The 26,443-nt window shown below is 46.2% G+C and carries 27 protein-coding genes and 8 tRNA genes; 29 read left to right on the forward strand and 6 right to left on the reverse strand.

The window, feature by feature from the left end; genetic code table 11:
• Positions 1–6: 6 nt before the first annotated feature.
• The 8 genes from ACFQZR_RS27170 (at position 7) to ACFQZR_RS27205 (ending at position 761) form a co-directional block, all read left to right on the forward strand.
• Positions 7–80 (forward strand) — tRNA-Trp (locus ACFQZR_RS27170).
• Between the two features lie 32 nt (positions 81–112).
• Positions 113–188: transfer RNA gene (locus ACFQZR_RS27175), tRNA-His, on the forward strand.
• A 31-nt stretch (positions 189–219) separates the two neighbouring features.
• Positions 220–294, forward strand: a tRNA-Gln gene (locus tag ACFQZR_RS27180).
• Positions 295–299: 5 nt separating this feature from the next.
• A tRNA-Gly gene (locus tag ACFQZR_RS27185) sits at positions 300–374 on the forward strand.
• 10 nt (positions 375–384) lie between these two features.
• Positions 385–458 (forward strand) — tRNA-Cys (locus ACFQZR_RS27190).
• A 15-nt stretch (positions 459–473) separates the two neighbouring features.
• Positions 474–562 (forward strand) — tRNA-Leu (locus tag ACFQZR_RS27195).
• A 17-nt stretch (positions 563–579) separates the two neighbouring features.
• Positions 580–656 (forward strand) — tRNA-Arg (locus ACFQZR_RS27200).
• Positions 657–678: 22 nt separating this feature from the next.
• A tRNA-Leu gene (locus ACFQZR_RS27205) sits at positions 679–761 on the forward strand.
• A 139-nt stretch (positions 762–900) separates the two neighbouring features.
• Here the strand turns inward: ACFQZR_RS27205 and ACFQZR_RS27210 are convergent.
• Positions 901–1,929: an HD-GYP domain-containing protein gene (locus ACFQZR_RS27210; protein WP_018758954.1), complete on the reverse strand. Its 1,029-nt coding sequence runs from the start codon at positions 1,927–1,929 to the stop codon at positions 901–903.
• 256 nt (positions 1,930–2,185) lie between these two features.
• On the opposite strand from ACFQZR_RS27210, the gene ACFQZR_RS27215 reads away from it, so the two are divergent.
• The 7 genes from ACFQZR_RS27215 (at position 2,186) to ACFQZR_RS27245 (ending at position 6,828) form a co-directional block, all read left to right on the forward strand.
• Positions 2,186–2,494: a LiaF transmembrane domain-containing protein gene (locus ACFQZR_RS27215; RefSeq protein WP_018758953.1), complete on the forward strand. Its 309-nt coding sequence runs from the start codon at positions 2,186–2,188 to the stop codon at positions 2,492–2,494.
• A 38-nt stretch (positions 2,495–2,532) separates the two neighbouring features.
• Positions 2,533–3,207 carry a PspA/IM30 family protein gene (locus tag ACFQZR_RS27220; RefSeq protein ID WP_379351473.1) on the forward strand — a complete coding sequence of 225 codons (675 nt, stop codon included), beginning with the start codon at positions 2,533–2,535 and terminating at the stop codon, positions 3,205–3,207.
• A 6-nt stretch (positions 3,208–3,213) separates the two neighbouring features.
• On the forward strand, positions 3,214–3,666 hold the full coding sequence (locus ACFQZR_RS27225; RefSeq protein ID WP_018758951.1) for a PspC domain-containing protein: 453 nt from the start codon (positions 3,214–3,216) through the stop codon (positions 3,664–3,666).
• A gap of 1 nt (position 3,667) precedes the next feature.
• Complete coding sequence (locus ACFQZR_RS27230; RefSeq protein WP_314591261.1) at positions 3,668–4,339, forward strand: PspA/IM30 family protein; 672 nt, start codon at positions 3,668–3,670, stop codon at positions 4,337–4,339.
• Between the two features lie 114 nt (positions 4,340–4,453).
• Positions 4,454–5,104, forward strand: coding sequence for a cell wall-active antibiotics response protein LiaF (gene liaF / locus ACFQZR_RS27235; RefSeq protein ID WP_379351474.1), 651 nt, complete (start codon positions 4,454–4,456; stop codon positions 5,102–5,104).
• A 19-nt stretch (positions 5,105–5,123) separates the two neighbouring features.
• Positions 5,124–6,200: a sensor histidine kinase gene (locus ACFQZR_RS27240; RefSeq protein ID WP_379351475.1), complete on the forward strand. Its 1,077-nt coding sequence runs from the start codon at positions 5,124–5,126 to the stop codon at positions 6,198–6,200.
• Positions 6,184–6,828, forward strand: a complete 645-nt coding sequence (locus tag ACFQZR_RS27245; RefSeq protein WP_379351492.1) for a response regulator transcription factor — start codon at positions 6,184–6,186, stop codon at positions 6,826–6,828. Before ACFQZR_RS27240 ends, ACFQZR_RS27245 begins: the two co-directional genes overlap by 17 nt.
• A gap of 70 nt (positions 6,829–6,898) precedes the next feature.
• Here ACFQZR_RS27245 and ACFQZR_RS27250 read toward each other — a convergent pair whose 3' ends face one another.
• A complete protein-coding gene (locus ACFQZR_RS27250) occupies positions 6,899–7,318 on the reverse strand; it encodes a hypothetical protein (protein ID WP_379351476.1) in 420 nt (139 codons plus the stop codon).
• A gap of 215 nt (positions 7,319–7,533) precedes the next feature.
• On the opposite strand from ACFQZR_RS27250, the gene ACFQZR_RS27255 reads away from it, so the two are divergent.
• The 11 genes from ACFQZR_RS27255 (at position 7,534) to ytaF (ending at position 19,959) form a co-directional block, all read left to right on the forward strand.
• Positions 7,534–8,316 (forward strand): YwmB family TATA-box binding protein, encoded by a 783-nt coding sequence (locus ACFQZR_RS27255; RefSeq protein ID WP_379351477.1) that lies wholly within the window; start codon positions 7,534–7,536, stop codon positions 8,314–8,316.
• Positions 8,317–8,483: 167 nt separating this feature from the next.
• On the forward strand, positions 8,484–10,031 hold the full coding sequence (zwf, locus tag ACFQZR_RS27260; RefSeq protein ID WP_379351478.1) for a glucose-6-phosphate dehydrogenase: 1,548 nt from the start codon (positions 8,484–8,486) through the stop codon (positions 10,029–10,031).
• 247 nt (positions 10,032–10,278) lie between these two features.
• Positions 10,279–11,877, forward strand: coding sequence for an ABC transporter substrate-binding protein (locus tag ACFQZR_RS27265; RefSeq protein WP_379351479.1), 1,599 nt, complete (start codon positions 10,279–10,281; stop codon positions 11,875–11,877).
• A 55-nt stretch (positions 11,878–11,932) separates the two neighbouring features.
• Positions 11,933–12,883, forward strand: a complete 951-nt coding sequence (locus tag ACFQZR_RS27270; RefSeq protein ID WP_379351480.1) for an ABC transporter permease — start codon at positions 11,933–11,935, stop codon at positions 12,881–12,883.
• 8 nt (positions 12,884–12,891) lie between these two features.
• Positions 12,892–13,737 carry an ABC transporter permease gene (locus ACFQZR_RS27275; protein ID WP_379351481.1) on the forward strand — a complete coding sequence of 282 codons (846 nt, stop codon included), beginning with the start codon at positions 12,892–12,894 and terminating at the stop codon, positions 13,735–13,737.
• 32 nt (positions 13,738–13,769) lie between these two features.
• Positions 13,770–14,777, forward strand: a complete 1,008-nt coding sequence (locus ACFQZR_RS27280; RefSeq protein WP_018758940.1) for an ABC transporter ATP-binding protein — start codon at positions 13,770–13,772, stop codon at positions 14,775–14,777.
• A complete protein-coding gene (locus tag ACFQZR_RS27285) occupies positions 14,774–15,751 on the forward strand; it encodes an ABC transporter ATP-binding protein (RefSeq protein WP_314591241.1) in 978 nt (325 codons plus the stop codon). The genes ACFQZR_RS27280 and ACFQZR_RS27285 overlap by 4 nt, the downstream gene beginning before the upstream one ends.
• Before the next feature lie 37 nt (positions 15,752–15,788).
• Complete coding sequence (locus ACFQZR_RS27290) at positions 15,789–16,241, forward strand: hypothetical protein (protein WP_379351482.1); 453 nt, start codon at positions 15,789–15,791, stop codon at positions 16,239–16,241.
• A gap of 232 nt (positions 16,242–16,473) precedes the next feature.
• Complete coding sequence (locus tag ACFQZR_RS27295) at positions 16,474–18,069, forward strand: peptide chain release factor 3 (RefSeq protein WP_379351483.1); 1,596 nt, start codon at positions 16,474–16,476, stop codon at positions 18,067–18,069.
• A 176-nt stretch (positions 18,070–18,245) separates the two neighbouring features.
• Positions 18,246–19,283, forward strand: a complete 1,038-nt coding sequence (locus ACFQZR_RS27300) for a hypothetical protein (RefSeq protein WP_379351484.1) — start codon at positions 18,246–18,248, stop codon at positions 19,281–19,283.
• A gap of 73 nt (positions 19,284–19,356) precedes the next feature.
• Entirely contained in the window at positions 19,357–19,959 is a 603-nt protein-coding gene (gene ytaF, locus ACFQZR_RS27305; RefSeq protein WP_379351485.1) for a sporulation membrane protein YtaF, read from the forward strand.
• A gap of 32 nt (positions 19,960–19,991) precedes the next feature.
• On the opposite strand, the gene ACFQZR_RS27310 is transcribed toward ytaF, so the two are convergent.
• The 4 genes from ACFQZR_RS27310 to sspI form a co-directional block, all read right to left on the reverse strand.
• Positions 19,992–21,068 carry an efflux RND transporter periplasmic adaptor subunit gene (locus ACFQZR_RS27310; RefSeq protein WP_379351486.1) on the reverse strand — a complete coding sequence of 359 codons (1,077 nt, stop codon included), beginning with the start codon at positions 21,066–21,068 and terminating at the stop codon, positions 19,992–19,994.
• A gap of 33 nt (positions 21,069–21,101) precedes the next feature.
• Positions 21,102–22,463: an ABC transporter permease gene (locus tag ACFQZR_RS27315; protein WP_379351487.1), complete on the reverse strand. Its 1,362-nt coding sequence runs from the start codon at positions 22,461–22,463 to the stop codon at positions 21,102–21,104.
• Complete coding sequence (locus ACFQZR_RS27320) at positions 22,460–23,155, reverse strand: ABC transporter ATP-binding protein (protein WP_379351488.1); 696 nt, start codon at positions 23,153–23,155, stop codon at positions 22,460–22,462. Before ACFQZR_RS27320 ends, ACFQZR_RS27315 begins: the two co-directional genes overlap by 4 nt.
• 236 nt (positions 23,156–23,391) lie before the next feature.
• Positions 23,392–23,622, reverse strand: a complete 231-nt coding sequence (gene sspI, locus ACFQZR_RS27325) for a small acid-soluble spore protein SspI (protein ID WP_314591226.1) — start codon at positions 23,620–23,622, stop codon at positions 23,392–23,394.
• A 192-nt stretch (positions 23,623–23,814) separates the two neighbouring features.
• Between sspI and ACFQZR_RS27330 the strand changes: the two genes are divergently transcribed.
• The 3 genes from ACFQZR_RS27330 to yunB all read left to right on the forward strand — a co-directional run bounded on the left by ACFQZR_RS27330 (position 23,815) and on the right by yunB (position 26,322).
• Complete coding sequence (locus ACFQZR_RS27330) at positions 23,815–24,480, forward strand: potassium channel family protein (RefSeq protein ID WP_379351489.1); 666 nt, start codon at positions 23,815–23,817, stop codon at positions 24,478–24,480.
• A gap of 7 nt (positions 24,481–24,487) precedes the next feature.
• Positions 24,488–25,279 (forward strand): TrmH family RNA methyltransferase, encoded by a 792-nt coding sequence (locus ACFQZR_RS27335; RefSeq protein ID WP_379351490.1) that lies wholly within the window; start codon positions 24,488–24,490, stop codon positions 25,277–25,279.
• Positions 25,280–25,476: 197 nt separating this feature from the next.
• The gene (gene yunB, locus ACFQZR_RS27340; protein ID WP_379351491.1) at positions 25,477–26,322 is read left to right on the forward strand and encodes a sporulation protein YunB; all 846 of its coding nucleotides are present in this window, start codon (positions 25,477–25,479) and stop codon (positions 26,320–26,322) included.
• Positions 26,323–26,443: the final 121 nt, after the last annotated feature.

The following is a 26,443-nucleotide window of genomic DNA, read 5'->3' on the forward strand; positions in this document are numbered from 1 at the left end:
CAATATAGGGGCATAGTTTAAAGGTAGAACAAAGGTCTCCAAAACCTTTGGTGTGGGTTCAATTCCTGCTGCCCCTGCCAAGAGCATTACAACTGGATACATTTTAATTATGGCGGTCGTGGCGAAGGGGTTAACGCACCGGTCTGTGGCTCCGGCATTCGTGGGTTCAAGTCCCATCGATCGCCCCATTAATTAAAACAAAGCACCAACAATAATTGTTGGGGATTAGCCAAGCGGTAAGGCAACGGACTTTGACTCCGTCATTCCAAGGTTCGAATCCTTGATCCCCAGCCATTTATGCGGACGTGGCTCAGCGGTAGAGCATCGCCTTGCCAAGGCGAGGGTCGCGGGTTCGATTCCCGTCGTCCGCTCCATTTATAATTTGGCGCCATAGCCAAGTGGTAAGGCAGAGCTCTGCAAAAGCTTTACCCCCAGTTCGAATCTGGGTGGCGCCTCCACCATTTTCACTCCGTGCCGGAGTGGCGGAATCGGCAGACGCACAGGACTTAAAATCCTGCGGTAGGTGACTACCGTACCAGTTCAAGTCTGGTCTTCGGCACCATATTTACCATAATGATTGCGCCCTTAGCTCAGCTGGATAGAGCGTTTGACTACGAATCAAAAGGCCAGGAGTTCGAATCTCTTAGGGCGCGCCATTAAGAACAAGAAGTTTAATAAGCCGGTGTGGCGGAATTGGCAGACGCGCGCGACTCAAAATCGTGAGGGAAACCGTGGGGGTTCGAGTCCCTTCACCGGCACCACTTCTTCAAATGAAAATGAAATGATAAACACTTTAGGGATTTAATCCTTAAGGTGTTTTTGCTGTTTATACATATATATGATCAAAAGAAAAAGACGCAGCATCGAATTGCATACGTCAGTGTCCAATTCAATTAAAACCTACGCAAGAACCTCTTCAATCTGAATCGAGCATTTACTCAAATCCACGAAAGCATCACCTACACGGACTAACGGATGAATTGGATCATGGGAATTGATCATAACAATAATCGCTCGGCGACCATCCGTGAGGAGGACTTCATTTCCTACAAGCGCTTGCATTAATCGGTCTAAGAATAAGCGGACGATCTTGGCATCCAGTTTCCCAAAAGCAAATTGATACAATTCATTCAATAATGTATAGAAGGGTGATGCATTGCGATAGACACGTTCAGAGGACATGGCATGGAATACATCGGCAACAGCGACGATGCGGGAATAGAGATCAATATTATCGCTACGAAGTCCGAGTGGATAGCCGCTGCCATCTTGACGTTCATGATGTTGGAGGGCAACGAGCGCTTGGCGCATGGTCGTTCCGGATGTAGCTTTGATCAACTCATAGCCATCTTTCGTATGTTGTTTGACGATTTCAAATTCTTCTGGGGTGAGAGCCCCTGGTTTATTAAGTATCTCTAGAGGGATATTGATTTTACCGACATCATGTAAGACGGCTGCCATCGTAAGATCTTGAAGTTCTGTTTCGTTTAATTGAAGCCATTTGCCTATTAACGTGGAGAGAATGGAGACAGCCACCATGTGGCGATAGGTATAGTCATCTGAAGATTTGAGCCAAGAGAGTAATGTGAACAAGTCTGTATGTTTGACGGTGTGTTGAATAATCGGAAGAATGTGTGTCTTTATATCGAGTATGGGAATGGCCCGCCTATAGCTTACTCGTTCATATAAATCCTGAATAATAAGAACGCTGCGATCAATTAATTGACAGCCATCTGTTCCTTCGGACAATGTAATCTCTTCTAAATCATGAATCGAGATTGGAATGTGATGCATGGATACGATCTGCAAATGTTCTTCGGTGATGACCGTCTTTGCTGGAATGATAAGAACTCCCGAATGGTTAAACAGATCGTGTTTTAATCGTTGACCTAATAGAATATTCGCGAATTGCGATTGAAGATTAAGCATACGATATTCCTCCCGAGCCATCTATGTACAAAGGATATGTATCTTCTATATATTCCCAAATTTAAATTCCTTCTATATCTTACAATGAAAATCGGAATTATACAATTGATATGAATAATTCATACGTCCCTAAGGTCTGTGAACGGACTGGACCAAGGTCTAGGATCAAAAACCGCCGGGGGTCCGTTTTGGAAAAGTCTTAAACAGCCTAAAATAAAGACATAAGCAAGAGAGAAACGAAAGGCGGTGAACGACGATGAATCGAAATAACAAAACAGGATTTGCAGCCTTGCTGATCGGACTCGGGGTTGTCATCCTACTAGGGAAGTTCGCATTTGGTTTTTTAAGCGGATTGATGGCTTACTTGGTTCCAATATTGATGATCGCCCTTGGGTATTACGGCGTAAAGAATGGTAGTCGGTATTTTGGATGGATCATCATGGTCCTCGGCGCCATTATCCTTTTTAGTAAGCTCGCTTGGATCTTCGGCTTGTTACTCGCTATAGGGTTGATAGTTGTAGGTGTATCAATGCTAAGTAACAAGCGAAACAATAGAACTTACTAATACGGCATATTAAACGAATAAGGAGGTTCGAGAGAATCATGAGTGTGATGAAAAGAGTACGTGATATTACGGCAGCAACATTGAATGACCGTTTGGAACGTTCAGAGGATCCTGTAAGATTAATCGATCAATTCCTCATGTCGACCAAACATGAAATCGTAGAATCAGAGAAATTGTATCAACAAGTCCTTATGCACGCCAACCAGCTTAAGAATCAAGTACTACAAGCGGAGAGCATGCGAGACAAACGTGAGCAGCAAGCCTTATTAGCACTCAAGGCAGACGAAGAACATGTTGCGAAGATGGCGCTTCAAGAGAAGATGATCCACGAAGAAAAAGCAGCCCAATATGGGGAGCTATATGAACAGAGCAAGAGCACGATCATTGAACTCGAAGAACAGTTGAATTTACTAAAGAATGAATACCAGACGGTATACGATAAGCGCCAATATTATGTTGCGCGAATGGAGAATATTCGGATTCAACAACGAATGAACCAACGTACACATGCTTACGGATCGAACACGATTCCTCGCATGTTCAATCGCCTCGAAGATCGAGTATCGGACCTTGAGCTTGAAACGCGAAGTCTGCGGGATATAAAGCGAATGGGCCAAGATATGATGTACCAGGCAGGCACTCAAATCCAAGGTGTCTTAGATCGAGAACTCGATCGTCTGAAGCAAAAGCTGGAGAATGATAGAAAGGAGTAACAAAGGATGAATAAGCTGTATCGTTCGATTTATGACAAAAAAGTATCGGGACTATGCGGTGGGATTGCGCAGTACATGAATATCGATTCAACGTTCATACGCTTAGCGCTCATTATCGTAACTGTCTGTACTGGTGGAACTGCGTTGTTCGTCTATATTGTCGCTAGCTTGGTTGTCCCAAAGGAACCGATGGATCCCTTGAATCCTTATCATCAAGGACCTAGGTATGGTAGTGGAACGAATTACGGCCAAGGACCAACATATGGTTCAGGACCTTCCTATACATCAGGCGGTTATTCAGACATGAACAAGTATGGCGCACCAAAGACAAACACTACATCATCTACAACATCTTCATCGTTCGACTCCATGATGGAGGATATCGAGAAGAAAGCAATGCAAAAAGAATTAGAACAATTACGCGCCAAAGTTGCGCAATTCGAGAAGGGAGATAAGTAAAATGGGAGTATTTAAAAGAATTAAGGACATGACAAAGGCATCGGTACATGAATTGTTGGATAAGGTTGAAGATCCGGTGGTAATGCTAAACCAGTATCTTCGTGATATGGAAAGTGAAATTCATGAAGCAGAGGTTACTGTAGCGAAACAAATGGCTAACGAGCGTCGCGTGAAGCAACGTCTTGAAGAATCCATCCGACTAAGTGGTGAGCGTGAACGTCAAGCAGAGCATGCACTTCGTAATGGTCAAGAGGAAGTTGCTCGTAAATTGCTCGAAGAGAAATTGTACCACGACCAAAAAATAACTGAATATACGGATTTGCATACGCAATCCAGCGAACAAGCAAAAGATTTGATGCAGCAGCTTCATGAGATGAAGGATGAGTTCTACAAACTGCGCAATAAGCGTAATGAGCTTGCATCCCGTGCTCAAATGGCGAAAGCGAAGAAACAAATGGCTACGATCAGCAGCTTGCATACGATCGAAGGCGGTAGCGCATCTCGCGGATTCCACCGCATGGAAGAGAAAATCATGCAATTGGAAGCAGAAGCCGATGTAATGCGCGTACCAGGCGGTGTAGCAGGACGCTATCAAGCCCCTGTAGATCCAAGCAAAGAACTTATGGTTGATGAGCAGCTTCAAGCACTTAAGAATAAACTGAATCAAAATTAGTATTTCGTAATAATGTCGAATTGTGATATGCTATGAAAGGTTAAGCCATACAACGCAAGATTTGCGTTGTCATGGCTTTTCCATCCTTATACCAACAAGAGAGGAGGGCGGCACATGCAAGGCAAAAATCGCAATATCGCATTTATTATGATCGGTATAGGTCTATTTATGTTATTAGGCGATTGGATTAGCTTCTTGACGATTGCCGCACTCATTCTATTTTTCATAGGCTTAGATCAAATTCGTAAACGAGGAAATACACGAAGGGGCTATATGCTCTTTGTCATTGGCGGCATTCTAATGCTGCTGGATCATTTTACACTTTTACTCGGAATTATCTTAATCTCACTCGGTCTATTCTATGCAAAATCGAAGAAAGAGCAGCGAGATGAACGATATATACAGAAGCAGAACCTAATGAGCAGCTTGAAATGGGATCGCGAGCCATGGGTATTGCGGAATATGAGCCTCTGGCATGTCGTGGGAGAAGTGAATTTAGATCTATCACTTGCCATTATGGAGGAGAAGGAGTGCACGGTCGTACTTCAAGGTGCGCTAGGGGATATTGATGTCTCAATTCCAGACGATATTGGGCTCGAGCTTGAAGCGAATGTTGTCTTGGGACAGATTAATTTCAACCATGATAAGGAAGCAGGATTCATGAATAAACGGGTGTGGAAGTCACCGCATTATGATTTGTGTGATCAAAAAGTAAAACTCGTCATTTCCTATATCGTAGGAGATATTGATATCCGAATTAATTAACAGGAAGGGGATCAGTGCCATGGAAACGACCAAAACGACCAATATGGTTATACGGAGTATGGGCCAGACGATCCTCTTCTCCATGTTGTTATTCGGAGCGTCGATCTATTTCTTACAGTCCTACGGCTATATGAAACCGCTCACGACATGGCTACAGGGCGTCTGGATTAGTCTTACGGGTGTATCGATTTCCATTGGGCTTGGAGCCATATTCGGGTTCTATCAGAGTTACCATGTACGTAGAAGGTTGGAGACGCTTAGAGATTCCGTTCTTCAGATGGAGAAAGGAAATTTATCTCGGCCGCTGCCGGATCTAGGTGAAGACGAAGTAGGTCGCCTGGCAGAGCAGTTAGGTCGGATGAGTAAGAAATGGGAAGAGCAAGTGAGCTCGCTGCAACGACTATCGACGAACAACGCGCAGCTGGCAGAAAAGGCTCGTTATACTGCTATTATTGAAGAGCGGCAGCGGCTTGCAAGGGAGCTTCATGATGCCGTGAGTCAACAGTTGTTCGCGATCTCGATGACAGCAACCGCAGTAGGCAGAACCCTCGAGAAAGAAGATTTTGACAGAGCTCTGAGGCAAGTGAACTTGATTGAAGAAATGGCTTCTGTTGCCCAATCAGAGATGCGAGCTCTGCTGCTTCATTTGAGGCCTGTACACTTGGAGGGTAAGCCGCTTGCTGAAGGTCTCAGAGAGCTCCTGCACGAGATGAAAGCGAAAGTTCCTATGGAGATTATCTACGAGGTGGATGAGGACATTGCATTAATGAAGGGGATTGAGAATCATCTATTCCGGATTGTACAGGAGGCTTTATCGAATACATTAAGGCATTCTAAGGCAACGAAGATGGAGATTAAGCTGCATCAACGTCAGGATGGTGTGCGCCTATTATTGCGAGATAATGGGATTGGGTTTGAGCTTGATGTGAAGAAGCAGACCTCTTATGGGTTATCAACGATGCAGGAACGCGTGAATGAAATTGGTGGATCATTGCAGTTAATTACTGCGCCAGGCAAAGGGACAAGAATAGAGATTCGTATTCCGGTATTAAACGAGGAAAGTGGATGGGGTGAAGGGATTGGAGACGCCGATTAAAGTATTGCTCGTGGATGATCATGAAATGGTTCGTATCGGTCTTGCCGCAGTTCTAGGTACAGAGGATGGGATCGAAGTTGTTGGTGAAGCTAGCAATGGAATCGAAGGTATCCGTCTTGCCCAAGAATATCGACCAAATGTCGTATTGATGGATTTGGTGATGGAAGGCATGGATGGAATCGAGACAACACGTAAGCTGCTTGAATTGTACCCAGAATGCAAGGTCATTGTGCTTACGAGCTTCTTGGATGATGAGAAGATGTATCCGGTGATTGAAGCGGGGGCATTCAGCTATCTCTTGAAAACTTCCCGTGCGACCGAGATTGCAGAGGCGATACGAGCGGCAGCTCGAGGCCAATCCGTGCTGGAGTCCCAGGTGGCATCGAAGATGATGAATCGTCTTCGTCAACCGAAGCAGCATGCTGCTGCACACGAAGAATTAACAGAGCGAGAGATGGATGTGCTTCGTCTCCTCGCCGAAGGCAAGTCGAATCAAGATATTGCAGACGCGCTGTTCATTGGAATCAAGACCGTGAAATTTCATGTCACGAATATTCTGGCGAAGCTCGGTGTGGACGATCGCACACAAGCCGCCATTTATGCGTATAAGAATGGTTTAGCCGAATAATAGTTGAGTAACAAACAGGAAGAACCCGAATTGCTGCGGTCGTGAGCGATTCCGGGTTCTTCTGCGTTTTTTATAGCACAAGCAGGAAAAGAAAGGAGATGAGTGCAAGGTCGATTTCGAAAAATCTGCGGCGTTTGTCATGGTTAGGGATGAAGCTTGAAGTTTTGGCGATACGGCATGAGCTTTTTTTGTGGTGCTTGTGTTTTTTATGCTTGTGAGGTTTGTGATCGGAGTGATGTTTCTTGCCCTTCTTATGATGTTTCTTATGTTTTTCATGATGCTCTTCTTCACGCTTAGGACCTTCATGATGATGTTCATGGGACGGTGGGCTAAAAGGCGATTCATCTTCATCATCAAACAGTACGAGCTTGCCATTCCTGCAGCCTGCGACCCGACCAATAAAACGCTCTCCATGGCTTGTCACGACACATACCATGTGGCCTGTTATATGACCAATACTCTCTTCATTGACAGGGTAAACCGGAATCATAAGGTTCGACACCTCCTATAATTAACGATCCGTTTCATGTGAATACGGCATTTGTCTGTGGTTCACAATAATCTATTCAGACGGGGATAAACGTGTATGGTTACTTACCTAGTAGTGAAGTGCCTATTTTTGCATGAGGCGTATAAGGGAGAGGTGGAACGGATATCCTATTTACTAGATTCATAGAATCGATTACGTGAATGGGGGAACTGGTGATGATGCGGAAATGGATGGTAGGCTGTATGTGCTTGTGTCTCGTGTGGCTAAGTGCCACAATGCTAACCGGATTCAAGCAGCGCGATGGAGTCTCCACGGCAGAACACCGCCTCGCACAGCTATGGAAATTAAGTGAATCGATGCAAGCGCAGCCGACGCGCTGGGTTGTGAAAATCAATGGCGAGATGGAATTCATGGATGGTAGCAAGTCTTTAAAGGGTCAGGTAGAGGCGTGGAGCGAAGGACTTCTTGCCGGGAAAAAAATCGAACTACAAACAAAGAATGGAAAGGTCATCGTGAGCGCAAGCTGGCAAGTAAATGGTTCGCGTGTGAACTGGATGGCTGTTCAACGTGAATCGAACCGATTCTTCTGGGTCTATCAGATTGAAGCAAAGCGGGTGGATTCTACACAATCCGAGAAGCAATTATATTCAGAAGTACAGGCGACACAAGCAAAATTCGTACGTCAATTGAATGACTTGGAGATGGATTATAACTGGAATGGTACTGTGCAAGGCGAGAAAGAACGACAAGCGAAGGGTTCAGCACAAGTAACCGTAGAACAACTGGAGCAAGTAATTGCGAAGGAAGTCAAACTCATTCAAATGGAAAAATATACAGACAATGGCACCTATAGTGCATCTTATTCAGCCCCTGAGTTGGGCCAAGGTATCGTAAGTGGTAAGCATGAGCTGCATCTTCAGATGGCTGTTCATCAAATCAGCGGCACAGATCAAGAGCGGGTGTCTATCGGTCTTCCCCTTATAACAACGGAATATTAGGCAATACATGCAAAAAAATTATGTAGGAATGTGCAAAAATTTGGTCTTCTGAGAATAGCAACAACGAGATGGTTGTGATAAAATGGCATAAGATACAGATGTGAAACACTTGGATGATGGGAGTCAATTTTTTGTATAAAAATACATAAGGAAGAGAATGAGGAGCCATGAACGAAATAGAGAATAACCTAACGAGTTTAGCATCTGGCGCTGTCTTTTTTATTTTTGGAGCGACAGGAGATTTGGCACGTCGCAAGTTGTATCCAGCCATCTATAGCTTATATCGTGAAGGCAAGCTAGGCGAGCGTTTTGCGGTAATCGGTGTTGCTCGTCGTCCACGCACGAATGATCAATTCCGTGAGGATATTATTCAATCCATTAAGGAGTTCTGCCGCTACAAGCCAGAAGCCAATACGGATTGGAATGACTTTGTTAGACATTTTGAATATAAATCACTAGATATTAATAATGTTGATGGTTTCCGGGAGCTCGATCAACAGACGCGTGTGCTCGAACAAGAGTTCAATATCGAAGGCAATCGTCTATTCTATCTTGCACTCGCGCCGGAGCTGTTCAGCGGTGTATCACAGAATTTGCGGAAGGGCGGTATGCTTGAATCCCAAGGCTGGCATCGTCTTGTGATCGAGAAGCCATTCGGTTATGATCTAAAATCGGCGGAAGAGCTGAATAAGCAGATTAACGAAGTATTCCGCGAAGAGGAAATTTACCGGATTGACCACTACCTTGGCAAAGAGATGGTTCAGAACATCGAAGTCATTCGATTTGCGAACTCCTTCTTCGAGCCGTTATGGAATAACAAACATATTGCGAACATTCAAATCACACTTGGCGAGACGGTTGGTGTCGAAGAGCGCGGTGGATACTATGATCATGCGGGCGCGCTGCGTGATATGGGACAGAATCATATGCTGCAGCTGCTCACGATGATCGCAATGGAGCCGCCTAGCCGGTTAGTTGCGGAGGATATTCGCGATGAGAAGGTGAAAGTGCTTCGCTCTCTACGTGCATATACGTCGAAGGAAGAAGTGGAAGCGAATGTCGTTCGCGGACAATATACGAGCGGAGCGTTGAAAGGCAAGGCATTGCCAGGTTATCGCGAAGAGGAATCTGTCAATCCGGAGTCCAATACCGAGACCTATTTCGCTGCCAAAGTATTCGTCGATAATTTCCGCTGGGCAGGTGTACCGTTCTATATTCGTACAGGCAAGCGTCTACCGGTGAAGACGACAGAAGTGGTGGTCGAATTCAAACGGATGCCTACGAATGTCTACCTCGGACAGAAGCATAACTTAGAGCCGAACTTGCTCGTCATTCGGGTGAATCCAATGGAAGGTATCTATGTGAAGATCAATGCGAAGAGACCGGGATCGGAATCCGATATTCAACCGCTTGCGATGGATTTCTGCCAGAGCTGCTTGGTCGGCATTAACTCGCCTGAAGCGTATGAGCGCCTAATCTTCGATGCTGCACGTGGCGATTCTACGTATTTCACACGCTGGGACGAAGTGTCCTCCGCTTGGGCATTCGTTGATCGTATTGCCGAAGCTTGGGCAGCGAACCCATCTGCTATCGAACATTACCCAGCTGGTTCATGGGGGCCTGAGAAGGTGGATGAGCTTCTTGCCAAAGACGGCTTCCATTGGTGGCCTGTTAATGGGCAAGATGAGGACGAAGTGATCTGGAAAAATTCATAAAAGACAGCTAGAAAATGACGGGAATTGAAGCGGCTCCGGCACGCGCACTTCTCATTGGACAATAGGATCATCGTTGGAAGGGAGGCGCTCTGATGTTATCAGAGGGCCTTTTTTTCCGTTTGGTATTAGGGTGACTTTAATTCCTACCTGTAAACTCGGAAAAAATAGTTGCTTTATGAAAAGATACTGGTATACTAGTTTTAACCAAAGACAATATTCGACATGATGTTACAGGGGGTAAACGAATATGAAGCGTAGAAATATGTGGACTGCTGCGATATTGGCACTTGTGATTCTAACCATGAGTGCATGCGGTAGTGCTTCAAGCGACAAAAAGGCAGAAGATCAAGGATCAACAGCACCTGCCGGGACAGCAAAAAATGGGGGCAGCCTCGTCATTGCCGTTCAGGATGATCCTAAAGTATTGAACCCAATCTATGCAGGAGATCGTGTTACATTAACGATTGACCAAGCGTTGTATGCACCACTATTCAACGTTAATGGAGACAAGAAGACGTTCGTACTTGCAGAGAGCTTGACGCCATCTGCAGATAACTTGACATACACGTTGAAACTGCGTGAAGGTCTAACTTGGCACGACGGACAGCCATTGACGGCTGACGATATTATTTTCACGATGAACAGTATTCTCGATGAGAAGCAGCATAGCTTCTTCCGTGGTTCATTCGTCTATGACGGCAAGCCGTTAACGATGAAGAAAGTGGACGACCGTACGGTGGACTTCGTTCTTCCGAAAGTATCCGCAGCATTCGAAGGCATGCTCGTTCAAATCTTCCCAATTCCTAAACATATCTTCGAAGGGGAAGCAGATATCGAGAAAAGTACAAAGAACAGCAACCCGGTCGGTTCTGGTCCATTCAAATTTAAAGAATACCGTGCAGGGGAATATGTAACATTAGAGCGCTTCGACAAGTATGTTGGCGGCGCACCGAAATTGGATTCCGTCACATACCGTGTAGCGAAAGATCCGAATGCTGCGAATCTTGCCCTTCAGAACGGCGAAATTCAAATGCGTATGATTGATACACAAGATGTAAATACACTTAAGAATACAGGCAATTTCAACATTCTAACTTACCTAGAAGGCCGCTTGTCCTACATGGTATTTAACTTGAATGTGGATGTCATGAAGAAGAAGGAAGTACGTCAAGCGATTGCTTATGCACTCGATAAGAACGAAATGATTACAGCAGCTTACACGTCCGGAGAGTATGCAGAACCAGCAGCTTCAATCCTTACGCCAGACACGTTGTATCAGACCAATGATGTTGAGAAATATGATCACAACTTGGATAAGGCCAAAGAATTGCTCGCGCAAGCAGGCGTATCGAATTTGAAATTGAAACTTGCTTATACGAACTCGAACAAACCGCAAACGAGCTTAGCGCTATATGTTCAACAAAAGTTGAAAGAAGTCGGTATCGAAGTTGAATTGATGCCGCTTGATATTACGGCTTTTGGTAACAAATCCTTGGATATGAACAACAAAGAGTATGATCTCTCCTTCGGTGGTTATATCATGGGCTTTGAGCCAGATGCTTACCGTACGCTCTACATGAGTAATGAAGCTTATAACTATTCACATTATAAAAATGCAGACTTCGATAAATTATGGGATCAAGCAGCAGTACAGACCGATACAGCAAAACGTGGCGAATTGTACAAGCAAATTCAACAAACCGTTGCGAATGAAATGACGGTCTTCCCGATTGCTTATACAAAAGGTGTAGTCGCACTCGACAAACGCTATGGCGGTGTGGAGGAAGCGGTAACGAAACCGGTTGTTATGCTTGAGGATCTATCGAAATTGTATGTAACTAAATAGAACAATCCACGACACTCGGCGGCAACGCCGAGTGTTCAGTTCGGAGGGGACACCTTTGAAAAAAAACATCTTGCGACGGGTTCTACAATCGATCCCGTTGCTTTGGTTTATCTCCGTCGTGTCATTCGCATTAATTAAGCTCGCACCGGGGGATCCGGTGAATTCATTCGTCACACCGAATATGAGCGCGGAAGACGTCGAGAGAATTCGGCATAGTCTGGGCCTGGATCAGCCGGTCATTATGCAATATTTCATCTGGCTAAAGAATGTGCTGCAAGGCAACTTCGGATATTCCTTAACGAATCATCGTCCGGTGTTGGAATTGATTCTAGAGCGTCTGCCTGCGACAATTGGCTTGATGGGTTCAGCATTATTCCTTTCACTGATTATTGCTATTCCACTTAGTATCATCGCGGCTTCCCGTAAAAATAAGTTGCTCGATCGCGGAATAGGCATGATTTCGTACATCGGAATTTCGATTCCAAGCTTCTGGTTCGGGATCATGTTGATTTATATTTTCGCCGTGAAATTGCACTGGCTGCCAAGTATGGGGATGCGTACGATTGGCGTGGATTCCTTCTGGGATATTGTGAAGCATGGTATTCTGCCGTGTGCGGTCCTAACGTTTATCAATGTATCGATGTATTCGCGGTACATTCGCTCCCAAGCGATCAGTCAGCTGGAAGAAGATTATGTACAGATTCAGTACGCCTATGGCGCAACGAAACGCAGTGTTCTTTGGCGTCATGTCCTGAAGAATGTGCTGCTCCCGATTATTACAATCTTGGGGATGTCCTTCGCAGATCTGATTGCAGGAGCGTTCATTACAGAGACGGTATTCTCTTGGCCGGGCATGGGTTCCCTCGGGATCTCGTCGGTATTCGGCCTGGATTACCCCGTGATTATGGGGATTACGATGTTCTCATCGTTTATGCTCGTGATTGGAAACTTGGTGGCGGACATCTTATATAGTGTCGTTGATCCGCGTATCAAGACGATGAGGTGATTAGACAGATGAATCGAATGAGATGGCGTAATGTAAAAGCACAATTCAAAGAGCAAAAGACGGGCATCGTAGCCCTTATTATTCTTACTATTTTCATCATCGGGGCCGTGTTCGCGTTCTTGTCCCCTTACGATCCGAACAAACTTGTCCCGACAGAGCGGTTGCTGCCGCCAAGTGCGACGCATTGGTTCGGAACGGATGACTACGGTCGGGATTACTTTGCGAGAGCATTATACGGGGGGCGTGTATCTTTAAGTGTCGGATTTTTGGCGATGGCCATTGCCGTCGTTGTAGGGACAGCCGTTGGCGCGGTCAGTGGATATTTTGGCGGGTTCATTGATAACCTGTTAATGCGTATGGTTGATGTCCTGATGTCTATTCCGTCGTTTTTCTTAATGCTTATTCTCAATGCTTATTTGAAACCAAGTATTCCGACGATTATCATCATTATCGGGCTGCTCAGCTGGATGAGTATTGCGCGGATTGTCCGCGCGGAGACACTATCGGTGAAGGAGCGGGAATATGTGATGTATGCACGTGTATCGGGTCAGAGCACGCTGCGGATCATTACGAAGCATATTGTACCGAGCATTCTGCCGACCATTATTGTATCGGCGTCCATTAATATCGCATCCGCGATTCTGATGGAGTCGTCACTCAGCTTCCTGGGTCTTGGTGTGCAGCAGCCAAACTCCTCATGGGGCAGCATGCTGAACAATGCGCAAGGCTTTATCGGGGAAGCGCCGTATATGGCGATATTCCCAGGGCTTTTTATTCTATTAACAGTGCTTTCATTTAATTTTCTCGGGGATGTATTCCGCGTCGCATTCGAACCGAAGGTGAATCGGCGTTAACCCGTGAATTATGACTTAACGGAGTGAGACGTATGACAGAATTATTATCCGTGCAAAATTTAAAAACGTCTTTTATGACGCGTGATGGTGAGGTCGAGTCGGTCCGCGGAGTTAGCTTTGACGTGCAGCAAGGCGAGGTTATTGGCATCGTTGGCGAGTCAGGCAGTGGGAAGAGTATTACTGCGAAATCCATCTTAGGGCTAATCCAGCCTCCAGGTGTCATTAAAGATGGTAAGGTTCTATTTCACGGCCAAGATCTACGCCAAATGTCGGAACCTCAGCTGCGTCAAATTCGCGGGAACAGAATCGCGATGATCTTCCAAGATCCGATGACTTCGCTCAATCCGGTGAAGCGTGTTGGATCGCAGATGATTGAAGTGATTCGTCGGCATCAGAAATTAAGTAAGGCAGATAGCCGTAAACGTGCGATTGAGTTGTTGAGAGAAGTAGGAATTCCTTCGCCAGAGCAGCGGATTGATCAATATCCGCATGAGTTCAGCGGCGGGATGCGTCAGCGCGTTATGATTGCGATGGCTTTATCCTGTAAGCCAGAGCTCCTCATCGCGGATGAACCGACGACGGCGCTCGATGTAACGATTCAAGCGCAAATTCTTGCGCTCATGAAGCAGCTGCGCGATAACACGAAGACTTCGATCCTGCTGATTACACACGATTTGGGCGTCGTTGCTCAGGTATGTACACGCGTCATTGTCATGTACGGCGGCATGATTATGGAGGAAGGTACGGTTGAGGATATTTTCGAACGTCCAAGCCATCCTTACACGCAAGGCTTGCTGCGATCGATTCCGCGCGTAAAGGAAGGGCAGCGTGAGCGCCTGGCGTCCATTGAAGGGACGCCGCCGAACTTGCTTCATCCGCCTTCAGGTTGCCCATTCATGGAACGTTGCCCGCATGCGATGGACAAATGCCGTGAGATGCCGCCTTATTTCGTACCAGAAGAAGGACATCGTTCGCTCTGCTGGTTGCTCTCAGATGACATGAAGCATGGTGCTAAGGGTCGAGGGGAGGAAGTACAATGACTAAGAAGGACGATGTATTGCTCGATGTTCGAAATTTGAAAAAATATTTCCCAATGGGTTCCGGGGGCTTCGGGCGTGATAAGAAGGTACTTAAGGCAGTTGATAATATCAGCTTTCATATCAACCGAGGCGAAACATTTGGACTTGTCGGCGAATCCGGTTGTGGAAAATCAACAACAGGCCGAAGCATCGTACGTCTTCATGAGGTGACAGACGGTGAGATTTGGTTCGACGGCAAAGATGTCGCGAAGATGAAGGAGAAGGAGCTTAAGCCATTCCGCAAGCGGATGCAGGCGATTTTCCAAGATCCCTATTCTTCACTGAACCCAAGCATGAATGTCTCGCAAATCATTAATGAACCGATGGAGATTCATGGGTTCGGCAGCCGCCAGGATCGTCAGGATCGTGTGCTCGAGCTTCTCAATAAGGTAGGGCTTAAATCCGAACATATTGATCGGTACCCGCATGAGTTTAGTGGTGGGCAGAGACAACGGATCAGTATCGCAAGGGCTTTGTCCGTCAATCCGGAATTCATCCTATGTGATGAGCCGATCTCGGCGCTAGACGTGTCTGTACAAGCGCAAGTGGTAAATATGTTGGAGGATTTACAGGGTGAATTCGGTCTGACGTACCTATTCATTGCCCATGACCTATCGATGGTTCGGCATATCTCGAATCGGATCGGGGTGATGTATTTGGGTAAGCTGGTTGAACTGGCACCGAGTGATGAGCTCTACACCCATCCGGCACACCCATATACACAAGCGCTGCTATCCGCCATTCCGGTACCCGATCCAAAGGCTGCTGCGATGCCGTCCGAATTGCTCAAGGGTGATTTGCCGAGTCCGCTGAATGACATGCAGGGCTGCAAGTTCGCTTCCCGGTGCCCGTTCGCGACAGATCACTGCCGTGCAGAAGAGCCGGAATGGAAAGAAATATCGCCAGGTCATTATACAGCCTGTCATTTATACTAAGTGAAACTTGGAATCATGGGGAAGGGATGTGCTGGCTATGAGCAATATCGTAAGAATCTCGCAGAATACGGCGATTATGATGGAGCGGGCGCGCCGCTTCGGTATAACCGATGATGTGCTGCTTAACGTGGTTCAAACAGGTGATTTATCACCGCTTAAAGTCGCTGAGGAAGAGTATTACAGCTATGATGATTTTCTCTCTTATGCAGAAGAGAATGGCGAGCCTCTAGAGCAAGCGATTCGCGAAGGCTACAAGATTACTTTCAATACGAATAACGGGTTGAAAATCTGGCTCTTCGAGCGTTTCGGTGTTGAAGCGGGGCGTGACTTCACGGCGAGTGAAGGACGTGTAGATCAGCTTCGTCTATCTTCAGTGAATGTTGATTCATTAAAATCAGCCCTGGCTGCCAATTGGGTCGTTATCGAACATGAACGTCAAGGTGAGGATCAAGTCATTTCGGTTGTTATTCGTGCATTGGCAGCCCAATAAGAGATATATTGAGACGCTTTCCTGCCGTGAGGTAGAGGAAGGCGTCTTTTTTAGAAGATAAGACTTGTTTTCGGGGTCCACGCAAAGTACCTGAATCGGCTTCGAAGCCAAAGCCCCACTTTGTGGGGTTATTTTGCATGGATGGGTGCTATCGCTTCCAATTCGAATACATTTTCACGCTTCAATATGTTACAATATAAGTTATGATTTTGTAGATGAAGGGACATGGGGCATGAGCAAAACATTAGCCGAAGAATTACAGATTGAAGTCAATAAACGACGCACGTTCGCAATCATTTCTCACCCGGATGCTGGTAAAACGACATTGACGGAGAAATTGCTCTTATTCGGGGGCGCGATTCGCGAAGCGGGATCGGTAAAAGCGCGTAAGGCAAGCAAGCATGCAACATCGGACTGGATGGAGATCGAGAAGCAGCGTGGTATCTCGGTAACGTCCTCTGTGATGCAATTTGATTATAAAGGTCATCGGATTAACATTCTGGATACGCCAGGTCACCAAGACTTCAGTGAAGATACGTACCGTACGCTGACAGCTGCGGATAGCGCAGTCATGTTGATTGACGTAGCCAAAGGGGTCGAGGCTCAGACCGTGAAATTGTTCCAAGTCTGCGCGAAGCGCGGGATTCCAATCTTCACGTTCATTAACAAATTGGACCGTGAAGGCCGCAGCCCATTCGAACTAATGGAAGAGCTGGAGGAAGTGCTCGGCATTCGTTCGGTACCGATGAACTGGCCAATCGGCACAGGCCGTGATTTGTGCGGCGTCTATGATCGTGTCCATAACCAAGTGGAATTGTTCCAAGGAAATGATCATTCCGAAATTCAAGTTCGCAAGGTTGATAGCTACGAGGATCCAATCATTCGTGAGATGGCGGGCGAATTCTTGCATGATCAATTGTGTCAGGAGCTTGAGCTGTTAGATGTTGCGGGTGATCCGTTCGATCTCGAGAAAGTCAAACGAGGTGAATTAACACCTGTATTTTTCGGAAGCGCGATTAATAACTTTGGGGTGCAGACATTCCTCGAGAACTTCTTGGAGCTTGCACCGAAACCAACAGCACGTAACAGTACGGCTGGTCCAATCGATCCGCTCGAGAACGAGAAGTTTACAGGATATGTTTTCAAAATTCAAGCGAACATGAACCCGGCTCACCGTGACCGAATTGCTTTCTTGCGCATCTGCTCTGGGAAGTTCCAACGCGGCATGAGTGTACGCCATGTACGTGCGGGTAAAGACATTAAGCTGTCGCAACCGCAACAATTCCTTGCACAGGATCGGGATATTGTTGAATATGCATATCCCGGGGATATAATTGGTTTATTCGACCCAGGTATATTCCGTATTGGAGATTCGTTAAGTCAGAGCAGTGAGGTCGTATTCGATGAGCTGCCGACGTTCTCGCCGGAGATCTTCGCGAAAGTAACGGTGAAGAACGCATTGAAGCATAAGCAATATCAAAAAGGTGTCGATCAGTTGACGGAGGAAGGTACGATTCAGGTCTTCCAATCGGCTAGCGGCTTCGATGAGACGATCCTAGGCGTCGTCGGACAACTCCAATTCGAGGTATTCGAATACCGGATGAAGGGCGAGTATGGCGTCGATGTGCAATTACAGCGTATGTCATATCAATTCGCACGATGGATCGTGGATGAGGAGAATAAAATCGATCCAGGCAAGTTCCGTATTAATTCGCAGCTCGTCACGGATAAGAAGGGCAATTATGTTGTCCTCTTCGAGAATGAATACGCGATGCGGACGGCAATGGACAAGAATCCAACAGCGAAATTCCTTGAAACAGCACCGTAACAAAACATTCATCAAAACTTAAGGTTATCGATCAGCTTTGGCTATCGATAACCTTATTTTTTTGTGATAAACTGTATCATATTACCAATTCGTGAAAGCGCATCCAAAGAAAGAGGGTGAGGCGAAGTAAGCGTAAACATCAGGTTCTAAGGATTGTAGCTAAGGGGGGAATTACTATGTATCGGTTACTCATCGTAAGCGATGAGCCAGAGGAACAGGATAGGTTAGAGGAGCTCATTACTCGGCGGTTGCCAGGGATATTCCAGCTCCTTCGAGTAGAAAACGAAGAGAAAATGATACGGTGTATCGAGCAGAGGGGAATCGATATCCTGTTGTTGAATGATACAAATGTTGATCGATCTTGTGCGATGAAGCAGCTCGCCCCTCAATGCAGGATATTATACGCTTTCCCGGATGCTCGGGATTCGGATGAAGACTTACTAAATGCACTTCGCAGACAGGTACAGGACTTAGATCTGGAGCAATGGAAGCGGTTAGAGCTCCGTATGGCATCGAAGCCTACAACAACGTTAATCTCGATTACTGAGAATTTAATGGCCATTTCACTTATGATGGAGACGATGCAGGATACCAAGTTCCGACAGCTTACAGAAATTCTCAATCTTCAATGGAATACAGGGTATGCAATGATGATTGCTTTCCCCCAAATTGAGGGGATTAGCCCGACGGAGAATCATATGCGCTTATCTAGATTTTATGATGCTGTGAATCAATTTGCGAAGCAGCTAGCTCCATGCGTAGCTAGCCCTATGATGAATCGATATATGACGGTTTTCTTTATCACTGAAGATGATCTGAACTCGTTAGGCGAAGCTGCATTATTACGTGCTGAACGCCTCTATAAGCTCTTGGATTACATGTATGGAACGAATGTAACGGTTGGGATCGGTACGATCAGACCTGTGCTCGAGCTGCGTCAATCGTACCGTCAAGCTGCGATTTCTGCGGCATATGGTGAAGCGCACGCCGTTCCTATGGCAACGATCGAGGATGTACAACGTAGTGCTGCAAGAAGGAATACGGCGTGGCTGAAGCGGGATACGTCGATTGAATTTCAGTTGCGTCCAGAGTTAGGCGCTATGGCGAATGAGCTTGAAGAACAGCAACGGCAAGAGCTTATCAAGCTGCTGGAGCAGATTGATCCTCATGCTAATGTCGTGGCTCCTTCGACGGACACAATCCAATTTGGATAGTAGATATCGGTTTCTGTCACATCTTCTTAAAATGGGCATAGAGTAGGAGGGGATATAGAAGAGGTGATTGAATATGCATTGGATATCTGTGATTATGTTTGCAGTTGCTTCCAATTTGGATAATTTGGGGATCGGTTTGTCTTTTGGAATGAAAAGAACTCGAATTCCTTGGCTACCGAATATTCTGATTGCATGTATCACAATGATCGGTACTTATTTCTCGATGCGGATGGGCGAATGGCTGGTCCAATTCATCTCAAGCCACATGGCGAATTTGTCAGGAGCGCTTGTTATTATTCTTATCGGGATTTGGACGCTATGGGGAAGTATACGGTCCTCAGACTCCAAGGAGGAGCTTGAAGCTCCTACCTTATCTGAGGTACTGCGTAATCCGATCCATGCGGATCAGGATCATAATCAAGTGATTTCATGGAAAGAATCTCTAGCACTTGGCCTAGCGCTTACGCTGAATAATATTGCTACCGGCATTGGCGCTGGCGCAACAGGAATATCAGCGCTCTGGACGACGGTAATCACCGGTATACTCTCTGTAATATTCATCGGCGTAGGCTCCACCGTCGGCAGGAGAATGGCTAGAACATGGTTCGGCCGTTACTCCAATGTGTTAGCAGGCATCCTGCTGTGCCTTATCGGTTTGTATGAAATACTAATATAATTCCGGTTGTTAGTTTGTTAATTCTGATTCATCTACTGCAATACGACCGTGTCTTTCTCCTTCAATCCTTCAACGACTTCCGTCTTATCTGGTGTTTCCAGGCCAATTTTGATATATTTCTTCTCCAGACCATTTCCTGATTTGAGCATGACGTAATATTGATCTTTCTCACGTTGTATAGCAATTGTGGGAATGACCAATACATCCGGTTTATTTGCAACCTCAATGGATCCCGTTAAGCTGAGACCCGCGATGAGGTTTTCATTTTTGGACAGGCTGATATTCACTTGGAACTGTGCGGATTGGGAGGCATTCTGCTCGGTGCCAGTTTTCGCGAATTTCGATACGCTAACGACCTTCCCGGTAAGCGTAACGTTCTTGAGCGCATTGATTTTTACTTTGACAGGCATGCCTTCCTTGATCTGAAAGACATCTTGTTCGCCGACATAGCTCACGAGCTGAAGCTTATCTAAGTCGACAATTTTACCGATTCGATCATTCTCATGCACCGACTTCGGAATCGCATTCGCATCATCGAACAAGAAGATCCCGGAAGCTGGTGTCTTGAAATCCGATTGCAGCAGCTTCTTGCGTTTCGAATCCAGCTCTGTCTTGCTGATCTGGTCATTCACTTGGTTCAGCTCATTCATAATTTTGTTCTTCTCACGTTCCACGAACCCACGCTTCGCGTCCGCCTCAGATAGGCTTAACGTGGCTTCTGTATCCGCAACATTAGCCTGAAGATCACTAAGTCTAGCTTCAAGAGCAGATTTCTGAAGCTGCGCTTCGAGCTGCGAAATCTCATTATGTATCTTCGTACGATCTAGGGAAAATAACGTCGCTCCTTGCTTGATCTGCATACCGTCCTTGACATTCCATTTGAGGATGGAAGCGTCATATGGGGCATAAATGACCGTCTCATTGAGATAGGAGGACTTGCCTTTTACATCAATGGTCTTGGATAAGTTCTCTTTGGTAACTTCAAATTGCAAGGCCGAGTCCAGCCCATCGGCAACAACTGGCGGTTTCGGCGAGCTGAGGCTGTAGAGACCGAAGCTAATCCCAATAATGATTAAGGCCACGATCCCAAGCCATATTTCCTTTTTCATGATCGATGTCACTCTCCTGTATTAGTTCGTGTTCTAGTCTCGTTTGATGGCTGTTAGAGCATCCGTTCTCGATGCGCTGATCGCTGGATAAATGCCAGATAGTATGCCGGTCAGGACGGCGAAGAAAATACCAGCGCCAAGAATCCAGGTGGAAATAAAGAGGATGCTCTGGTCTCCGCCCTCGGTTGCCATGAGGAGTGCATTAATCCCCCAGACGACCCAATAGGAAAATAGAATGCCGAACACACCGCCGACAAGTCCGAGGAGTGCCGATTCTACGATGAACATGTTGCGGATTTGCGCGAGGTTCGCACCAAGCACCTTCATAATCCCGATCTGTCTTCTTCGTTGATAGGTTGACATGGTCATGGCAACAACGATCGATATGGATGCAATGAACAAGACGAATAACCCGACCCCAAGTGCAACCGTACGAACGATGGCGAATTGTTCTGCGAGTCGATCCTGCTGATGTAAATTGTTCTGAGGTGTTAACCTTAGTTTCTTGATCGTTTTGTCTAATGTCTCGACATTCTGGATGTCATCGACTTTGACGACAGCTTTGTTGAATTCTGCGCTTAGCTCTGGAGGAAGTTCGGTGCCAGGTCGCGCAGCTTTCATTAAGTCGGTAATTTGATCAGCTAGTGCATGGGAGATATAAGCATCCTTCATCCAGGATACTTGATTATCCGATACACCAGATGGTTTGGCTAGCACGCCAACAACTCGGAGCGGGATTTCTACGATTTTGGGATTGTTCAGATCTTGGGTGACGTCGACTTTCAGCTTCAACTGCTTCTGGTAGAGTGGTGTCACGATTTTATCCATCTCTCGGAATTGCTCCCAGAGGGCTTCATCATTCGGGTTGGCCCGGATTTGCTTGTCCCGTGCCTCCATCGCTTCTTGATCCATAAGCCCCATCATCGCGCCATAACTGAGCACGACGGTATTCTCTTGCTCCGAGATGCCGCCTTGCTTGAATTTGTTATCGAACGCTTCGAGCGATTCCAAATTGGTCGCAGTCAGCTCTAGACGTCCTTCCTTGGTCTCATCGACACTGAATCCGAAGTTTCCAATACTTTTGTAGGTCCCTACGGCCTTGACATGAGGAAGCTGCGCAATAATATCGAGCTTCTGTTTCGTAATGATGCCACGATCTGAGTCGGATGAACTGCTATCTTGAGAGGTGTTAGCTTCATTCGTTATCGTAATCTCATCAATTTTGAGAAAAGAATTGACTTGTTCCTGCGCGTATTGCTGTGCGGACTCGCCTAAGGATAAGGCAACGATAATAGCAGCGGAACCGATGGCGATTCCTATCGTACACATGGCCGTAACGACTTTGCGCCGTTTGAGCTGGTCCCAACCAATGTTCAAATAATCGCGTATTCTCATGTGGCCTGACCTCCCGTCTCAACCAGCTGGTCGATCAAATAGCCATCCCGCAGTTGAATGATCCTTTTCGTACGATCAGCAACTTCCTTCTCGTGAGTGACGATGACGAAGGTCAGCTGAAGCGATTGGTTCAATTCAACGAGTAGATCGATAATTTCATTTTCTGTCTTTGTATCCAAGTTCCCTGTAGGTTCATCTGCGAACACAATGGAAGGCATCGTAATAAGCGATCGCGCGATACTGACACGCTGCTGTTGTCCACCGGAGAGCTGAGAAGGGAACATCTCGGTCTTTTCTTTGAGTCCAACCTTCTCGAGCAGGGATAGAGCTCTCTCTTTACGGCTACTAGGCTTGACCCCTTGGAATACAAGAGGAAGCTCCACATTCTCGCGTACGGTCATGTGCGAGATTAATTCATAGGCCTGAAAAATAAAGCCAATGTTCGTACGCCGAAATTCGGCCAGTTTATTTTCGCTCATCTTCTCAATCGCTTGGTCCGCAATCAAGATCGTTCCTTCCGTCGGTTTCATCAGACCTGCCATCAAGTTGAGCAGCGTGGATTTACCAGAACCGGAACTGCCGAGCAGTGCGACGATCTCGCCCTTATGTATGGTGAAATTAATGTCTCTGAGGACTGGGGTGTCTTCGCTCCCATTGCGAAAGACGTGGGATAAATGTTCTACACGCAGCAAGATGCAGCCTCCTTTCTAGTATGGTGCTATGGAATTAGACGACGAATCTATTAACTTCCCCTTCATCGCCATAAAGGCAGCTCAAAAAGTCGCCTTTCTGAACCCTATTTTATGTAAATACTATACTAGAACGTATCAGAAGGCTTTTCGTTTCTCTTTTCTACGAAATTTGTTGCATAGAAATGTGATGAAAATGTGAAAAACCTTTCCCAATGTAGGGAAAGGTTCGCGATTATTTACGAGTGAGCGGGGGCGTCGGAGGAGAGCTTTTCTTGCAGCGCATGGATAAGCTCATGATGTGTCTTGTCATCAACCTGTTTCCAGATCAACTCGAACAACACGCCAAGCCCGGGAAGCGCCTTTTCGTCATAATCGATTGAATCCTCAATCATGTCGGCAATCTCGGCATCGGTCTTATTCTGTACTTTACGGAGAATAGCTTGTCGCAAATCCAGTTGTATACCCATGTACTTGCACCTCCAGAGTGGATTCTTGTGTACTATGCCCAAGATTAACCGGAATGATTCTTGAGAAAATGTGCTTTCTGCGAAAACTTTCAGGTGCTGAAAAGCCGACTTTTTGAACGTGCACTTTTATACGATCTAAGGTTGTGTGGTATAATAAGCACAATTGAGATTTCTACGGGGAAGGTGACAGAATTGGCTAAAAAACAATTTGCAGTCATTGGGATGGGGCGATTCGGCTCTAGTGTGGCTCGTGCCATTAGCGATATGGGGTTTGAGGTTCTAGCGATCGATAGTGATGAAGGTCGTGTTCAGGATATCGTCAATATTGTCACACATGCCGTATCTGCCGATTCGACAGATGAAGAAGCGTTAAAAGCACTCGGTATTCGTAACTTCGATGTGGTCGTTGTTTCGATTGGACAAGATATTCAATCCAGTATTTTGACAACGTTGATTCTTAAAGATCTTGGTGTTCCAAGGATTATTGTCAAAGCACAGAATGAATTGCACGGAAAAGTGCTCAATAAAATTGGGGCGGATAAAGTCATTTATCCGGAGCGGGATATGGGACTTCGCGTCGCGCATCATTTAGTCTCCCCGAACATTATGGATTTTATCGAACTGTCTAGTGATCATAGTATTATCGAGATGCAAGCCGCGCCTCAGATGGTAGGCAAGAACTTGAAGGAATTAGATGTGCGTGCGAAATTCGGGTGCAACGTCATGGCGATTAAAAATAATGGGAAAATGAACATCTCCCCAAATGCGGGTGATAGCATCAAATCCGATGATATTCTCATTATTGTCGGGGCTAACAAGGACCTTCAGAAGATGGAGATTCACTATTCGAATGGGTGAGGGGTACATGGAAATTACATCTTTACAGAATCCACGGGTGAAGCAATGGGCGCAGCTTCTGGAGAAAAAAACGCGAGATAAAGAACACAAATATATTATTGAAGGCATTCATCTGGTACAGGAAGCGCTCATCTCAGGTGCATCGGTTGAATGTATCGTGTATAGCTTGGATCAGGGTATGCCTGCGGAAATTGAGAAGTTGACGGCATCACACTTGGATGTGGAATGGATCGGCGTTACGTCAGCGATCATCGCCAAATGCAGCTCGACCGAGACGCCGCAGCCTGTCTTCGCAGTCGTTCACAAGCAAAGCTCGGACATGGGCGCATTCATGGAACGAGAGAATGCGCTAGTCGTCGTCGTAGATGGCGTACAAGATCCAGGCAATCTCGGCACGATCATTCGCAGCGCGGATGCTGTGCTGGCTGATGCAGTGATTCTCGGGAAGGGCACAGTGGATCTGTACAATCCGAAGACGATTCGCTCAACGATGGGTTCAATGTTTCATTTGCCGATTCTAGAAGGGAATCTGAATGAGATACTCCCCGCAGCCAAGCGAGGTGGCGCACGGATTGTGAGTACCAGCTTGCAAGCGGAGCACACTTGCTATGCCTATGATTTTCGTCCATCGACATGGCTGCTCGTCGGGAATGAAGGCAAGGGGGTATCGGCTGAGGCAGAAGCCTATGTCGATGATCGGATTATTATCCCGATGCCGGGTCGTGCAGAATCGCTTAATGTTGCGATGGCGACATCTGTATTGCTGTATGAGGCGCTTAGGCAGCGGCGGTATACATAGTTGCATATGGTGATCTGAAGGGAAGAGCAGGGCTGTATGCCTTGCTCTTTTTCATGTCAAAGCGTTGCAATAGAATATAATGCGTGGGCAAAAGTGACTTTTTGAACTACCACTGACAGCCTGTTCTTCTTTTTCTGGGCCATGACGCATAGACTGTTAGAGTTAACGGTATGATGTGTCCCACAGGAGGAACGCCTATGCAGATTAGGAAAGGGTGGCGAAGCAAGCCTACTCGCAAGCCCGGGAGCAAACGAAAGCTGTTCTTTATCGCACTCGTCGTCTTTACTTTACTATCGCTGCAATCTTTAATATTCTTAGAGAAAAATCTAAAGCCGCCAATTATGTCGTTAGCCAAAATTCGGATTAAACAAATCGCGACCCAGGCCATCAATAATGCGATCTCGGAACAAATTGCCAGCGGCAGTAACTTTCAGAATTTGATTGATTGGAAGACGGATCGGGATGGCAAGGTTGCTGGATTTATGATGAATTATGCGGAGAATATGCGAATTACTTCTCGTACCAAAGAGGTTGTCGAGGGTACCTTGAAGAACATTGAAGATTTGAACGAGCATATTCCGCTCGGTCAAGCATTAGGGAGCGCCGTGCTTGCCTCTTTCGGGCCTCAAATTCCGATTCGCTTAGAACCTCAAGGCGCCGTAAAAGTGGAGTTGAATACAAAACAGCAGGATGCAGGCATAAATATGGTTCTAGTCGAAGTATACATCCGAATTGTAGCGGAGGTAGCCATCATTATCCCGTTCGATACCGAACCCGAAGTGGTCGAGTCTAATATACCGATCTCCTATATGATGGTGGTTGGCAATGTTCCGCAATATTATTATGACAATAAAGGTAAAGCCATAGGTGACAATAGTGCGGGAGCGCCTAGCCTAGCGTTACCAGGTCTTAACACACCTTCTTCGGAACAGGACGCATCGAAAAAATCACAAGGCACGACGACAACGGTCATTACCGATTCGCATGAACAACCGTCGGATGTTTCTGTCGATGTTAATGCGAATCAAGATGGCAAGAAATAATCTCTCTGTTGAAACAAAAAAAAAGGCAGTCAACCTCTATGAAGTGACCCCAAAAAGTTAGACAATATTTTTATGCGACCTGTTGGGCATGAGCTCGGTATTGTACCGGGCTCATGCCTTT

Source organism: Paenibacillus sp. GCM10027629 (assembly GCF_042676425.1).
Lineage (GTDB): Bacteria > Bacillota > Bacilli > Paenibacillales > Paenibacillaceae > Paenibacillus_K > Paenibacillus_K terrigena.